The organism is Streptomyces sp. NA04227, from assembly GCF_013364195.1.
Taxonomy (GTDB): Bacteria; Actinomycetota; Actinomycetes; order Streptomycetales; family Streptomycetaceae; genus Streptomyces.
The window spans coordinates 6,293,496-6,307,821 of sequence record NZ_CP054918.1; the positions used below are offsets into that span (position 1 = coordinate 6,293,496).

The window sequence follows — 14,326 nt, forward strand, 5'->3', positions numbered from 1 at the left end:
TGGTGATCGAAGAGACCCTCCTCGAGGCCGAGGAGAAGATGGAGAAGGCCGTCGTGGTCGCCAAGGAGGACTTCGCCGCGATCCGCACGGGACGTGCGCACCCGGCGATGTTCAACAAGATTGTGGCCGACTACTACGGCGCGCTGACCCCGATCAACCAGCTCGCCTCGTTCTCCGTGCCCGAGCCGCGGATGGCCGTGGTGACCCCGTTCGACAAGAGCGCGCTGCGCAACATCGAGCAGGCGATCCGCGACTCCGACCTCGGCGTCAACCCGAGCAACGACGGCAGCATCATCCGGGTGGTGTTCCCCGAGCTGACCGAGGAGCGCCGCAAGGAGTACATCAAGGTCGCCAAGGGCAAGGGCGAGGACGCGAAGATCTCGATCCGTTCCGTGCGCCGCAAGGCCAAGGAGTCCATCGACAAGCTGATCAAGGACGGCGAGGTCGGCGAGGACGAGGGCCGCCGCGCGGAGAAGGAGCTCGACGACACCACCGCGAAGTACGTCGCCCAGGTGGACGAGCTGCTCAAGCACAAGGAATCCGAGCTGCTCGAGGTCTGATGAACGACTCTCCTTGGGGCGCGCCGTCGCGCACCGGCCACCCCTCGGCGTGGCCGGAGCCCGGGCAGGACACCGCCTGGGGGGCAGCACCGGCGGGTCCCCCCTACGAAGCGGGGGGAGCCCATCAGACTCGGCCCATGCCCACCGTGCCCGAGGTGCCCGCGAACGGCCGAGACGGGGAGGACGACCCCGGGGCTGCCGCGCCGGGCGGCCCGCTGTTCAGGGAAGACCCGTCCCAGCCCGCCCGCGACGGCACACCGCCGTCGCGCCCGACCACGCATCAGCCGCAGGAGCCCATGTCCACCGCGACCCCCTCCGCTCCGGCCCCGCAGAAGAAGAGTGCGGGCCGGGACCTCGGCGCGGCGATAGGGGTCGGGCTCGGCCTCGGCGCGGTGATCCTGACGTCGCTGTTCATCGTGAAGGCCGTCTTCGTCGGTGTGGTGGCCGTCGCCGTGGTCGTCGGGCTGTGGGAGCTCACCTCCCGTCTGAAGGAACGCAAGGACATCCACGCGCCGCTGGTGCCGCTGGCGCTCGGCGGCGCCGCGATGGTCGTCGCCGGATACGTCAGCGGGGCCGAGGGCGCCTGGGTGGCGATGGCGCTCACCGCGCTCGCCATCCTGGTGTGGCGGATGACCGGGCCGCCCGAGGGTTATCTCAAGGACGTCACCGCGGGCGCGTTCGCCGCCTTCTACGTGCCTTTCCTGGCGACCTTCGTCTCGCTGATGCTCGCCGCCGACGACGGCTCCCGCCGGGTGCTGACCTTCATGCTGCTCACCGTCGTCAGCGACACCGGCGCCTACGCCGTCGGCTGGCGTTTTGGCCGCAACAAGCTCGCCCCGCGCATCAGCCCCGGCAAGACCCGCGAGGGCCTCGGCGGTGCGGTGCTGTTCGCGATGGTGGCGGGCGCGCTGTGCATGGAATTCCTGATCGACGACGGCGCCTGGTGGCAGGGCCTGGTCCTGGGCCTGACCGTCGCCGTCACCGCCACCCTCGGCGACCTCGGCGAATCCATGATCAAGCGTGACCTCGGCATCAAGGACATGGGCACCCTGCTGCCCGGCCACGGCGGCATCATGGACCGCCTGGACTCCCTGCTGCCGACCGCGCCCGTGGCATGGCTGCTGATGGTGCTGTTCGTGGGGTCGGGCTGAACCGCCCGGGCCACCCCCACACTCCGAACCCGCGCGCCGGGTCCGCTCCGCGACAGGCGGCGGGCCCGGCGTCCGTGTGAGCGGAGCAAGGCTCGTGCGCCCGCGCTCACGCTCGCGTACGAGCCCGCGCGTACGACCGTAAAACGCTTGTCCCCGCCCCCTCCCGCGCCCCTACGCTGGCCGTCATGATCACTGCGACCGTCCGCGACTGGTACGAGGAAGAGGGCTGGGGCGTCCTCGACTGCCCCGAGACTCCGGGGGGCTGTTTCGCCCACTTCTCCCACATCGAGATGTCGGGGTTCCGCTCACTCACCAAGGGGCAGGTCGTCGGTCTGGAGTGGGAGGCCCTCGACTTCAAGCAGGACGGGTACGACTACGCGGCGATCCGCGTAGTGCTCCAGACCTGAGCCCGCCACCTGCCACCCACACCGCTTTGCACCCGGCCCGCGCACCCTTGTCCACAGGCGGCACGGCCCACCCCCGACGATCTGCGACACTGGTGCAGTTATGCCTGCACCCGGAGAACTCACCTTCATCGCGCCCCGCGGAGCCAAGAAGCCGCCGCGGCACCTCGCCGATCTCTCGCCCGCCGAGCGCAAGGAAGCGGTGGCCGGGATCGGGGAGAAGCCGTTCCGTGCCAAGCAGCTTTCGCAGCACTACTTCGCGCGGTACGCGCACGACCCGGCGCAGTGGACGGACATTCCCGCCGGGGCGCGCGACCGGCTCAAGGAAGCGCTGCTGCCCGAGCTGATGAGTGTGGTGCGGCACATCAGCTGTGACGAGGACACCACCCGCAAGACGCTGTGGCGGCTGTTCGACGGGACGCTCGTCGAGTCGGTGCTGATGCGCTACCCGGACCGCGTCACCATGTGCATCTCCTCGCAGGCGGGCTGCGGCATGAACTGCCCGTTCTGCGCCACCGGACAGGCCGGTCTGGACCGGAACCTGTCCACCGCGGAGATCGTCCACCAGATCGTCGACGGTATGCGCGCCCTGCGCGACGGCGAGATCCCCGGTGGGCCGGCGCGGCTGTCGAACATCGTGTTCATGGGAATGGGCGAGCCGCTGGCCAACTACAACCGGGTCGTCGGCGCGATTCGCCGCCTGACCGACCCCGAGCCGGACGGGCTCGGCCTGTCCCAGCGCGGCATCACCGTCTCCACGGTCGGCCTGGTGCCCGCCATGCACCGCTTCGCCGACGAGGGCTTCAAGTGCCGCCTCGCCGTCTCGCTGCACGCACCCGACGACGAACTGCGCGACACCCTCGTCCCCGTCAACACCCGCTGGAAGGTCCGCGAAGTCCTCGACGCCGCCTGGGAGTACGCGGCGAAGTCGGGACGCCGGATCTCCATCGAGTACGCGCTCATCCGCGACATCAACGACCAGGCCTGGCGCGGCGACCTGCTCGGGCGGCTCCTCAAGGGCAAGCGCGTGCACGTCAACCTGATCCCGCTCAACCCGACCCCGGGCTCCAAGTGGACCGCCTCGCGCCCCGAGGACGAGCGCGCCTTCGTCGCCGCGATCGAGGCCCACGGTGTGCCGGTGACCATCCGCGACACCCGCGGCCAGGAGATCGACGGCGCCTGCGGACAGCTCGCCGCCGCCGAACGCTGAGCGCCCGCCGACCACCAGGGGCCGCCCGGTACCCTGGGCGGCGTACAACCGCATAAGCACACCCGCCTTTCACTTTCCGACAGGGGAGCGCCACAGCGCTGAGAGTGCGGCACGGCTCACGTCCCACCCAGCCGTCGGCCGCAGACCCTCTGAACCTCGCCCGGGTCATTCCGGGTAGGGAGTTCGGACGTAACTCGAGCTGTTGCGCCCTGCCCCGCGAGCCCCGGCCGCGGGGCAGGGCCGCGTCTCTTCCTGGAGCGCCCAGGAGGAATCGAAGTTGAGCACCGTCACCAGCCGCACCACATACGTGGGCGTCGCCCTCGCCGCCGCCGTGGGCCTCACCACGCTGACCGCCTGCGGCGACTCCGAGGACTCCTCGTCCGGCGGCAAGTCCAAGGACGTCACCCTCGTCACCCACGACTCCTTCGCCGTCTCCAAGGACGTACTGAAGGAGTTCGAGCGCCGCACCGGCTACAAGGTGCACCGCCTCAAGGACGGCGACGCCGGACGTGCCGTCAACAAGGCCCTGCTCACCAAGGACAACCCGCAGGGCGACGTCTTCTTCGGCGTCGACAACACCCTCTTGTCGCGGGCCCTGGACGGCGGCCTGTTCCAGCCCTACCGCACGCCCGAGCTGTCCTCGCTGGACGCGGCGACCCGGCTCGACAAGGAGCACCGGGTCACCCCGGTCGACACCGGCGACATCTGCGTCAACTACGACAAGAAGTACTTCGACGAGCACCGGATCAAGCCGCCGAAGACCCTCGAGGACCTGACCCGTCCCCAGTACAAGAACCTCCTGGTCACCGAGAACGCGGGCAGCTCCTCGCCCGGCCTCGGCTTCCTGCTCGGCACGGCCGCCGCCTATGGCGACGAGGGCTGGCCCACGTACTGGAAGAAGCTCAAGGCCAACGGGATCAAGGTCGTCGACGGCTGGGAGCAGGCCTACAACCAGGAGTTCTCCGGCTCCGCGGGCGGCCGCAAGGCCGGTGGCGAGCGCCCGCTGGTCGTCTCGTACGCGTCTTCGCCGGTCGCCGAGGCCGTCTACGCCGACACCCCGCCCAAGACCGCGCCGACCGGCGTGGCCACCGGCACCTGCTTCCGCCAGATCGAGTTCGCCGGACTGCTCAGCAACGCGAAGAACCCCGAGGGCGGCAAGGCCCTCATCGACTTCCTCGCCTCCAAGCGGTTCCAGGAGGACGTGCCGCTGAACATGTTCGTCAGCCCGGTGCGCGGCGACGCCAAGGTGCCCGCCGAGTTCACCAAGTACGGGACCGTCGTGCGCGAGCCGTACACCATGGCGCCCGACAAGATCGCCGACAAGCGGGACGACTGGGTCAAGTCGTGGAACACGCTCGTCCTGAAGTGACCGCCGCGCGCAAGGCTGCCCGGCGGCTGTGGCCGAAGGGGAGCGCGGCGCGGCTCGGCCTGGCCGCCGTGCCCGCCGCGTTCTTCGCGCTGTTCTTCGCCTACCCCGTGACCGCCATCGTCCTGCGCGGGCTGCGGGAGGGCGGCCACTGGCAGTTCGGGCGCCTCGGCGAGGTGCTCGGCGATCCGGGGATCCGGCACGTCCTGTGGTTCACCACCTGGCAGGCGCTGGCCTCCACCGCGCTCACCCTGCTCGTCGCGCTGCCCGGCGCCTATGTCCTGGCCCGGCTCGACTTCCCCGGCAAGGCGCTGCTGCGCGCCCTGGTCACCGTGCCGTTCGTGTTGCCCACCGTCGTCGCGGGCAGCGCCTTCCTCGCGCTGCTCGGGCGTGGTGGCCTGCTCGACGACCTGTGGGGCCTGCGCCTGGACACCACCGTGTGGGCGATCCTCCTCGCGCACGTCTTCTTCAACTACGCCGTCGTCGTACGCACCGTCGGCGGCCTGTGGGCGCAGCTCGACCCACGCCAGGAGGAAGCCGCGCGGATGCTCGGCGCCTCCCGCCTCACCGCCTGGCGCACCGTCACCCTGCCCGCGCTCGGACCCGCGGTGGCCGCCGCCGCGCTCATGGTCTTCCTGTTCACGTTCACCTCCTTCGGCGTCGTCACCATCCTCGGCGGACCCACCTACGCCACCCTCGAAGTGGAGATCTACCGGCAGACCGCCGACGTCTTCGACCTGCCCACCGCCGCCGTGCTCAGTCTGATCCAGTTCGCCGCCGTCGCGCTGATCCTGCTCGTGCACGCGTGGACGGTGCGCCGCCGGGAGTCCGCCCTGCACCTCGTGCCGCCGGCGGCCACCGCCCACCGGCCGCGCGGCGCCGCGCAGTGGACGCTGCTCGCCGGTGTCCTGCTCACCGTGCTCGTGCTGCTCCTGCTGCCGCTCGCGGTGCTCGTCCAGCGGTCCTTCGACACCGGCGGCGGGCCCGGTCTCGGCTACTACCGGGCCCTGACCCGCAACGACGACGAGGTCTTCCTCGTGCCGCCCGTCGAAGCCATCGGCAACTCCCTGACCTACGCGCTCGCCGCCACCGCGATCGCCCTGGTCATCGGCTGCCTCGCCGCCGCCGCGCTCACCCGGCCCGGCGGCGCCGGACGCCTGCTGCGCGGATTCGACGCACTGCTGATGCTGCCGCTCGGGGTGTCCGCCGTCACCGTCGGCTTCGGTTTCCTCATCAGCCTGGACGAACCCCCGCTGGACCTGCGCGCCTCCTGGATCCTGGTGCCGCTCGCCCAGGCCCTGGTCGGGGTGCCCTTCGTGGTGCGGACCATGCTGCCCGTACTGCGCGCCATCGACCCGCGGCTGCGCGAGGCCGCCCGGGTCCTGGGCGCGGCCCCGCACCGGGTGTGGCGGGAGATCGACCTGCCGCTCGCGGCGCGTGCCCTGCTCGTCGCCGCGGGCTTCGCCTTCGCCGTCTCCCTCGGCGAGTTCGGCGCCACCGTGTTCATCGCCCGCCCCGACAACCCGACCCTGCCGGTCGCCGTGGCGCGACTGCTCGGACGGCCCGGAGAGTCCAACTACGGGCAGGCGATGGCCCTTTCCACCCTCCTCATGCTGGTGTGCGCGCTGTCGCTGCTGCTGCTCGAACGCGTCCGGCCCCGCGGCCGCGACGCCGCCGACCGTCCGGCCGTCCCCACCGGAGAGATGTGACCATGCTCCAACTCGACCGCGCCACCGTGCAGTTCGGCGACCGCCCCGTCCTCGACCGAGTGGACCTCGACGTCACGGCCCACGAGACCGTGTGCGTCCTCGGCCCCAGCGGCAGCGGCAAGTCGACCCTGCTGCGCGCCGTCGCCGGACTCCAGGAACTGACCGCCGGACGCGTCCTGTTGGACGGCCTCGACCAGCGCGGCGTACCCGCCCACAAGCGCGGCGTCGGCCTGATGTTCCAGGACCACCAGCTCTTCCCGCAGCGCGACGTCGGCGGCAACATCGCCTTCGGACCCCGCATGCACGGCGCCCCGCGCGGTCAACAACGCGCCCGTGTACGGGAGTTGCTCGACCTGGTCGGACTCGCGGGCGCCGCGAGCCGCCCCGTCGGACAGCTCTCCGGCGGCGAACAACAGCGCGTCGCCCTCGCCCGTGCCCTGGCGCCGAGCCCCCGGCTGCTCATGCTCGACGAGCCGCTCGGCCAGCTCGACCGCTCCCTGCGCGAACGTCTGGCTGTCGAACTGAGGGAGCTCTTCCACCAGTTGGGCACCACCGTGCTCGCCGTCACCCACGACCAGGGCGAGGCCTTCACCCTCGCCGACCGCGTCGTGGTCATGCGCGAGGGCCGTATCGCCCAGTCGGGCACGCCACTCGAGGTCTGGCAGCGTCCCGCGGACGCCTTCGTCGCCCGCTTCCTCGGCTTCCACAACCTCACCGAGGCGACGGTACGCGGCGAGCGGGCCCACACCCCCTGGGGCGAGGTGCCCGTACCCAAGGGCGCCGCACAAGGCCCCTGCACCGTGCTCGTACGGCCCACCGGGATCCGGCTCGACCCCGCAGGCGAGGGCCTGGACTGCACCGTCACCGCCCGCACCTTCCTCGGCAGCCATGTCGCCGTCCACCTCCAGCCCGAGGGCGCCCCACGCCTCGAAGCCGCCTGCCCCCTGCACGGCGCACCCGAACCGGGCACCCGCACCAAGGCCGTCTTCCACGGCGCCGACCTGGGAGAAATCGTGGTGCTCGCGCCGTCGGCCGCCGCATAGGGTGCGCCCATGACGCCACTCCCGTACGAACGCTACTGCGCCGAAATCCTCACCCAGACCGAGGAATTGAGGGCGGTGGTCACCTCCGGCACCCCCCTGACCACCACGGTGCCCACCTGCCCCGAATGGACCCTCGAAGACCTCGTACGGCACACCGGCGGCGCGCTGCGCTGGGTCGAACACCTCGTCCGTACCCGGGCCGAGAACAACGTCCCCGACGAGGAGATCCCCGGCTTCGGCGGACCCGCCGAACACACCCCCGAGGCGCTCGACCAGTGGCTCGCCGAAACCGGCGACGCCCTCGTACGCACCCTGCGCGAGGCCGGACCCGACCTCAAGGTGTGGACCTGGTCCTGGCAGCACGACAGCGGATTCTGGGCCCGCCGCATGACCCACGAACTCGTCGTCCACCGCGCCGACGCCGCGCTCACCGCGAAGGCCGACTACCGGCTCGCCCCCGAGATCGCCGCCGACGCGATCGACGAATGGCTCCGGATCGTCGAGTACGTACAGGAGATCGACGCCAAGGACAGCGCCGCCGAACTGCGCGGCGCGGGACGCAGCATCCACCTGCACGCCACCGATGCCCCCGAGGGACTCGACGCCGAGTGGCTCATCGACTTCGAGGAAGAGGGCTTCACCTGGCGCCGCGACCACGCCAAGGCCACCGTCGCACTGCGCGGCCCGCTCACCGAGGTCCTGCTCGCCTTCTACCGCCGTCAGGCCCCCGCCTCCGGCGGCCTCGAAGTCCTCGGCGACCGCGCGCTGTTGGACTTCTGGCTCGAACGCGCCTCATTCGCCTGACACCAACGCGCCGAGTTCGCCGGCGAGTTGGGCGGGCGCGGCACGCAGGCCCCGCCTGGCCGGGGCCTCAGCTTTCGGCCAGGCGGGCCAGCGCCGCGGGCACCTCGTCCACCGAGTCGACCAGGGCGATCCGGGTGTCCATCGACCGCTCCCGCGCCAGCGAGCACAGCAACGGCCAGGCCGGCAGCCGCTCCGTCCAGTGGGCCCGGTCGACCAGGACCATCGGGGTCGGCTCGCCCCGGGACTCGTAGTAGTTCGGCGTCGCGTTGTCGAAGATCTCCTGCACCGTGCCCGCGGCGCCCGGCAGGAACACCACACCCGCGGTGGAGCGGGCGAGCAGCCCGTCCTCGCGGGTGGCGTTGGAGAAGTACTTCGCCAGGTGCGAGGCGAACGCGTTCGGCGGCTCGTGCCCGTAGAACCAGGTCGGAATACCCACCGAGACGCCGCCGCGCGGCCAGCGCGCACGCACCTCGAAGGCGGCCGCGGCCCAGTCGGTCACCGAAGGCGTGAACGACGGTGCCTTGCCGAGGAGTTCGAGGGACTCCTCCAGCATCTCGTCGGCGAACGGGGCCGCGTAGGCGCCCAGATTCGCCGCCTCCATCGCACCCGGACCGCCACCCGTGGCCACGGTGAGAGAGGCCCGCGCCAGCGAGCGGCCGAGCCGTGCGGCGCCCGCGTAGGCGTCCGTGCCGCGCCGCATCGCGTGACCGCCCATCACGCCCACCACCCCTGCGCCGACGAGGAGTTCGTCGAGGGCGTCGGAGATGGCGTCGTCGTGCGCGGCGCGCAGCATCGACGAGAAGATGTCGCCGTCGGACCCGGTCCGGCGGAACCAGTCGTAGCAGCGCGCGTCGGGCGTTCGCTCGTAGCCCTCGTCGAGCCCGGCGAACAACTCCCCTGGCGTGTAAAGGAATCCGCGGTACGGATCGAAGGGCAGCCCCGGCACGGGCGGGAAGACCAGAGCGCCCGCGGCACACACCCGCGCCACCGCCTCGGGGTCCATCGCGCAGCCGAGGAAGACGGCGCCGTCGACCGGGACGCTCAGCAACGCCTCGGTCCGTGCGGTCAGATCGACGGCCTGGACCCGGAGGCCCGCCAGCGAACCGAACGCGGCGAGCCTGCTGTCGAACTCCACGAGCGACTCGACCTCACGGTCCTCGCCGCCGTCCAAGTCGGGCCCAGCATGGGCGGGTTGAGGTATGTGCACCCGCCCATGCTAGGCGTGCCCGGCCCCGGGTCGAGCTCAGCCCTGCTCCTCCACGGCGGAGGTGTCCATCCACATGACCTCCCAGGTGTGGCCGTCCAGGTCGTCGAAGGAACGCCCGTACATGAAGCCGTGGTCCTGGGCCCGGTCGTTGTCCTTGCCGCCCGCGGCGATCGCCGCGTCCACCAGCTCGTCGACCTTCTCGCGGCTCTCGGCGCTCAGACACAGCAGCACCTGGCTGCTCTTCGTGGCGTCGACGATCTCCTTCTTGGTGAAGTCGGCGTAGCGCTCGTGGCTGAGCATCATCGCGCCGATCGTGTCGCTGACGATCACGTAGGCGCAGTCGTCGGTGGTGAACTGCGGGTTGAGCTCGTAGCCGAGGGCGGTGAAGAACTTCTTCGAGCGCTCCACGTCCTTGACGGGAAGGTTCACGAAGATCATCTGCCGGTACTCGTACATGGGGTGTCTCCTTGCGGGGCCGGTTCCGGATGCGTCGTGGGCCGCTGTCGTTGCGAGCCCTTCGCGTCATCCTCGCTTGCTTTACACACCTCAGACCGTGGGACCCGAAAGAACTCATCGCTGCCGGGGAAAAAATTTTCGACGATGTGCGAACCGGGCTCCCCGAGCGCCGCGTTGGGGCGGCGGTCGGACCGGATCCGAGGCCCGTCGGGACGGGCCGGGCGGCCGGTCCGCTCATGCTCCGGCGGCCCGGCCGCTCACGTCAGCGGCAGCGCGGCCAGCACCGCGACCAGCCACGTCACCGGGCCGAAGACGGCCAGCAGCGTGCCCGCCCGCAGCAGTACGGCGCCCCGCAGCAGGGTCGGCGCGGCGCCCAGGTCGAGCAGCGCCGCCCGGAACGGCTCGCGCTCCTGGCGGGCCTCGGCGACCGCGGTGAGCAGGGCCGCGAGCGCGCACACCGCGACGAGCAGTGCGCCGAGAGCGCCGAGCGGGCCGGGCCCGGGGCCCCGGTCGGTGTACAGCGTGGCGGCGGCGAAGCCCGCCGAGGCCACCGCGCACAGCACACCCAGCGGCCTGCCCACCCGCGCGGCCTCCTGTTGCAGCACCCGCCCGGCCAGCAGCCGCATCGCGCCGGGCCGCACCGCCTGCAGGGCCCGCCCGCACTGGTACGCGAGCCCCGGCCCGGCGAGCACCAGACCCACCGTGGTCAGCGCCCAGCCGCCGACGACCCCGGCCGGGCTGTCCGCGAGCGCGCCCGGCACCAGGGCCGAGGTGTCCGGCGAACCGTGCGTGTAGGCCTCCACCGCGAGACCGGCGGCGAGCAGGGCGACACCCCAGGGCAGCCCGGCGGGCGCGGAGTCGGGGGCGGGCGCCTCGTCGTCGTCCGCGGCCGCCTCCGCGCCACGGGACCGGGCCCGCAGCGCGAGTCGGCAGGCGGCGCCGACCGCGACCGGCGTGACCAGCAACAGGGTTCCGATGGCGGCCAGCGGGAGCGGGCGGTCGTGCGCGAGCAGGCCGGAGGCGGCGCCGCTGTAGGGGAGCGAGGGGAGATCGCCGCGCAGCAGCAGGAACAGGAACAGGGCGAGCGCCGAGCCGAGCGCGCAGGCGACGCCCGCCGACACGGCGGCCAGCAGGGCAAGGCCGCTCGGGCCGAGCCCGGCGGCGCTCAGCGCGGAGCGGGGCCGTACCCCGGGATCGGTACGGGCCACGGCCAGCGCGTAGTGGACCGTCGCCGCGAGCGGCACCGCGCACCAGGCGAGACGGAGCGCCGCTTCGGTCGCCGAGGCGGGGTGGCCCATCGCCCAGCCGAGCGCGCACAGGAGCAGGAAGCCGGTACCCGCCGAGGCCGTCGCGAGCAGTGCGCGGCGCAACTGCACGAGCGGGCGGGCGCCTCGGGCTAGACGGAGAGCGAGCACTCGGCCCGGCCTTCCGACTCGCTGCCGGTGGCCTCCACGGCGGCCACCCGCTGCCCGTCCACCAGGGCGATGTGCCGGTCGGCGAACTCGGCGGTGACCGCCTCGTGGGTGGCGAGCACGACGGTGATGCCGTGCGAGCGGGCCGCCGTCGTCAGGGTGCGCAGCGCGTGAGCCCCGTCCGCGCGGTGCAGCGGCGCCGTCGGCTCGTCCGCGAAGAGGACCGCGGGCTGGCCGGTCAGCGCGCGGGCGATCGCCACCCGCTGCCGCTGCGCGCGGGTCAGCGCGTGCGGCCGCTTGCGTGCCACGTCACCGGCGTCGAGCCGCTCCAGCCACTCGTGCGCCGCCGCCCGCGCCGCCCGGTGCGAGGTGCCGCGCAGCAGTAGTGGCAGCGCGGTGTTCTCCCAGGCCCGCAGTTCCGGTACGAGGCGCGGCTGCGGTCCGATCCAGCCGAACCGGTCGCGCCGCAGCCGCTCGCGCAGGAGCGGCCCCATGGTGTGCACGGGGGAGCTGTTGAACCAGACCTCGCCCTCCTGCGGCACCAACTGGCCGGACAGACACCGCAGCAGGGTCGTCTTGCCGCAGCCGCGGGGGCCGGTGACCGCGAGGATCTCCGCCTCGCGGACACCGAGCGAGACCCCGGCGAGTGCCGGAGTGCCATTGAGGTCCACGTGCAGGGCACGAGCCCACAGCACGTCGTTGTCCGGCGGGGCCACCATGAGCGAACACCTCGGTTCTGGTCGGATTCCTACCCCCGTCCGGGGGAACGAAGACGCGGGCGATCGGTCACTGGGCACCGTAGGTATTCGCCGCCGAGCGGCCACGCAGCACGCGGCGGCCCCGGCCGCCATCACTCGAAGGTGTGGGCTGCTTCGGCGTGGCGGGCGGCTCATTGCCGTACGTGGGGGAGCGGCGCACCGCGGCCCGCCGGACCGGATCCGGCTACTTCTCGCCAGCTCTTGTCCGCCCGTCGCGTTCGCCCGACCTGTCGACGGGCGGACAAGAGCGCAGCGCGGGCGCGCGCCTCGGTCCGCCGTCAGTGCGCGCTGCACGCCCGCGCCCGAGCCCGGCGCGCACAGAGCGCGGGCGCCCGTGCACTCGCGGGCGCCCACGCCCTCGCGCGGGTGTGGTGCGCGCCGGGCGGGGGAAGGTTGTCCACGCCCCGTACCACCCCCGTCACCGCACGTGTCGCCCGTGCCACCCCGCCCCCGCGCCAACCTTGCTCCCGAACCCGTACCTGGAAATGGTTTGTGCGCCGAAACCGAGCTCGTACGGGAAATTCTTCGCCGAAATCGCCATCGGGCCACCGCTGCCTATGTCGCCGATGGCCGCTGCGGGCTAGGGTGGAGATCTCATTCACTGGACACCGTCAGGAGGGGCCGGAGTGACCACCGAGACCGGTCGGCTGCGCAAGCTTCGCAATTACATCGGCGGCGAGTTCCGCGACGCCGCCGACGGACGGACCTTGGAGGTCGTCAACCCCGTCACGGGCGAGGCGTACGCGACCGCGCCGCTGTCCGGGCCGTCGGACGTCGACGCCGCCATGAAGGCCGCCGCCGAGGCGTTCCCGGCGTGGCGGGACCTGATCCCGGCCGAGCGCCAGAAGTACCTGCTGAAGATCGCGGACGCCTTCGAGGAGCGCGCCGAGGAGCTCATCGCCGCCGAGGTAGAGAACACCGGTAAGCCCACCGGTCTGACCCGCACCGAAGAGATCCCGCCGATGATCGACCAGATCCGCTTCTTCGCGGGCGCGGCGCGGATGCTCGAAGGGCGCTCGGCCGGTGAGTACATGGACGGCCTGACCTCGATCGTGCGCCGCGAGCCGCTCGGCGTCGTCGCCCAGGTCACCCCCTGGAACTACCCGATGATGATGGCGGTCTGGAAGTTCGCCCCCGCGCTCGCGGCGGGCAACACGGTCGTCCTCAAGCCCTCCGACACCACCCCGGCTTCGACCGTGCTGATGGCGGACATCATCGGCTCGGTCGTACCCAAGGGCGTCTTCAACGTCGTCTGCGGCGACCGCGACACCGGCCGCGCCATGGTCGAGCACCCGGTGCCCGCGATGGCCGCCATCACCGGTTCGGTGCGCGCCGGTTCCCAGGTCGCCGAGTCGGCCTCCAAGGACCTCAAGCGCGTCCACCTCGAACTCGGCGGCAAGGCCCCGGTCGTGGTCTTCGACGACGTACGCGGCGAGCACCTCGCCAAGGCCGTCGAGGACATCAGCGTCGCCGGGTTCTTCAACGCCGGTCAGGACTGCACCGCCGCCACCCGCGTGCTGGTCCACGAGTCGCTGCACGACGAGTTCGTCCAGGCCCTCACCAAGGCCGCCGCCGAGACCAGGACCGGCCTGCCCGACGACGAGGACGTGCTGTTCGGCCCGCTGAACAACGCCAACCAGCTCGCCCAGGTCTCCGGCTTCATCGACCGGCTGCCCGCGCACGCCCGGGTCGAGACCGGTGGTGAACGCGTCGGCGACAAGGGCTACTTCTACGCCCCGACCGTCGTCTCCGGCCTCAAGCAGGACGACGAGATCATCCAGAAGGAAGTCTTCGGACCGGTCATCACCGTCCAGTCCTTCCGCGACGAGGCCGAGGCCATCGCCTTCGCCAACGGTGTCGAGTACGCCCTGGCCTCCTCGGTCTGGACCCGCGACCACGCCCGCGCGATGCGGCTGTCCAAGGCGCTCGACTTCGGCTGTGTGTGGATCAACACCCATATCCCGCTGGTCGCCGAGATGCCGCACGGCGGCTTCAAGAAGTCCGGCTACGGCAAGGACCTCTCCGGCTACGGCTTCGAGGACTACACCCGCGTCAAGCACGTCATGACGTCCCTGGACTGACCCACGGCGCACAGCCCGCGGACACGCAGGTCACAGCCTGCCGAGACGCAGGCCGAGGGCCCCGGACGGTTTCGCGTACGCACGTCTCGTACGCGCAGCCGCACCGGGGCCCTCGGCGTGTCCGGTCGGTCCCAACGCGCGCCGGGGCGCCCGGAGTTCGGGCGC

Annotated in this window: 13 protein-coding genes and 1 riboswitch; of the genes, 9 read left to right on the forward strand and 4 right to left on the reverse strand. The window is 72.0% G+C overall.

The genetic code is table 11. From position 1 onward, the window contains the following. Positions 1-2 precede the first annotated feature (2 nt). The 8 genes from frr to HUT18_RS26865 all read left to right on the forward strand — a co-directional run bounded on the left by frr (position 3) and on the right by HUT18_RS26865 (position 8,247). Positions 3-560, forward strand: a complete 558-nt coding sequence (gene frr / locus HUT18_RS26830) for a ribosome recycling factor (RefSeq protein WP_176103102.1) — start codon at positions 3-5, stop codon at positions 558-560. Then, entirely contained in the window at positions 560-1,711 is a 1,152-nt protein-coding gene (locus HUT18_RS26835; protein WP_176103103.1) for a phosphatidate cytidylyltransferase, read from the forward strand. Before frr ends, HUT18_RS26835 begins: the two co-directional genes overlap by 1 nt. Positions 1,712-1,896: 185 nt before the next feature. After that, entirely contained in the window at positions 1,897-2,118 is a 222-nt protein-coding gene (locus tag HUT18_RS26840) for a cold-shock protein (protein ID WP_176103104.1), read from the forward strand. A 100-nt stretch (positions 2,119-2,218) separates the two neighbouring features. Then, positions 2,219-3,325 (forward strand): 23S rRNA (adenine(2503)-C(2))-methyltransferase RlmN, encoded by a 1,107-nt coding sequence (gene rlmN, locus HUT18_RS26845; protein ID WP_176103105.1) that lies wholly within the window; start codon positions 2,219-2,221, stop codon positions 3,323-3,325. A 71-nt stretch (positions 3,326-3,396) separates the two neighbouring features. Further along, positions 3,397-3,524: riboswitch (TPP riboswitch) on the forward strand. A gap of 78 nt (positions 3,525-3,602) precedes the next feature. Then, complete coding sequence (locus tag HUT18_RS26850) at positions 3,603-4,694, forward strand: thiamine ABC transporter substrate binding subunit (protein ID WP_254878824.1); 1,092 nt, start codon at positions 3,603-3,605, stop codon at positions 4,692-4,694. Continuing rightward, complete coding sequence (locus HUT18_RS26855; protein WP_254878825.1) at positions 4,691-6,400, forward strand: iron ABC transporter permease; 1,710 nt, start codon at positions 4,691-4,693, stop codon at positions 6,398-6,400. Before HUT18_RS26850 ends, HUT18_RS26855 begins: the two co-directional genes overlap by 4 nt. Positions 6,401-6,402: 2 nt before the next feature. Further along, positions 6,403-7,443 (forward strand): ABC transporter ATP-binding protein, encoded by a 1,041-nt coding sequence (locus tag HUT18_RS26860; RefSeq protein WP_176103107.1) that lies wholly within the window; start codon positions 6,403-6,405, stop codon positions 7,441-7,443. 9 nt (positions 7,444-7,452) lie between these two features. Further along, positions 7,453-8,247, forward strand: a complete 795-nt coding sequence (locus tag HUT18_RS26865; protein ID WP_176103108.1) for a maleylpyruvate isomerase family mycothiol-dependent enzyme — start codon at positions 7,453-7,455, stop codon at positions 8,245-8,247. Positions 8,248-8,314: 67 nt separating this feature from the next. Here HUT18_RS26865 and HUT18_RS26870 read toward each other — a convergent pair whose 3' ends face one another. The 4 genes from HUT18_RS26870 to HUT18_RS26885 form a co-directional block, all read right to left on the reverse strand. After that, positions 8,315-9,454, reverse strand: coding sequence for an LOG family protein (locus tag HUT18_RS26870; RefSeq protein ID WP_254878826.1), 1,140 nt, complete (start codon positions 9,452-9,454; stop codon positions 8,315-8,317). 36 nt (positions 9,455-9,490) lie between these two features. Continuing rightward, complete coding sequence (locus HUT18_RS26875) at positions 9,491-9,910, reverse strand: VOC family protein (protein WP_176103109.1); 420 nt, start codon at positions 9,908-9,910, stop codon at positions 9,491-9,493. Between the two features lie 257 nt (positions 9,911-10,167). Beyond that, positions 10,168-11,325 (reverse strand): hypothetical protein, encoded by a 1,158-nt coding sequence (locus HUT18_RS26880; protein WP_176103110.1) that lies wholly within the window; start codon positions 11,323-11,325, stop codon positions 10,168-10,170. Continuing rightward, entirely contained in the window at positions 11,307-12,041 is a 735-nt protein-coding gene (locus HUT18_RS26885) for an ABC transporter ATP-binding protein (RefSeq protein WP_176103111.1), read from the reverse strand. Before HUT18_RS26885 ends, HUT18_RS26880 begins: the two co-directional genes overlap by 19 nt. Positions 12,042-12,706: 665 nt before the next feature. Here HUT18_RS26885 and HUT18_RS26890 point away from each other — a divergent pair. Next, on the forward strand, positions 12,707-14,161 hold the full coding sequence (locus HUT18_RS26890; protein ID WP_176103112.1) for a gamma-aminobutyraldehyde dehydrogenase: 1,455 nt from the start codon (positions 12,707-12,709) through the stop codon (positions 14,159-14,161). Positions 14,162-14,326: the final 165 nt, after the last annotated feature.

Coding starts and splice junctions, on each gene's coding strand:
- HUT18_RS26835 (WP_176103103.1), top strand. CDS start 560: ATGAACGACTCTCCTTGGGGCGCGCCGTCGCGCACCGGCCACCCCTCG.
- HUT18_RS26840 (WP_176103104.1), top strand. CDS start 1,897: ATGATCACTGCGACCGTCCGCGACTGGTACGAGGAAGAGGGCTGGGGC.
- rlmN (WP_176103105.1), top strand. CDS start 2,219: ATGCCTGCACCCGGAGAACTCACCTTCATCGCGCCCCGCGGAGCCAAG.
- HUT18_RS26860 (WP_176103107.1), top strand. CDS start 6,403: ATGCTCCAACTCGACCGCGCCACCGTGCAGTTCGGCGACCGCCCCGTC.
- HUT18_RS26865 (WP_176103108.1), top strand. CDS start 7,453: ATGACGCCACTCCCGTACGAACGCTACTGCGCCGAAATCCTCACCCAG.
- HUT18_RS26875 (WP_176103109.1), bottom strand. CDS start 9,910: ATGTACGAGTACCGGCAGATGATCTTCGTGAACCTTCCCGTCAAGGAC.
- HUT18_RS26885 (WP_176103111.1), bottom strand. CDS start 12,041: ATGGTGGCCCCGCCGGACAACGACGTGCTGTGGGCTCGTGCCCTGCAC.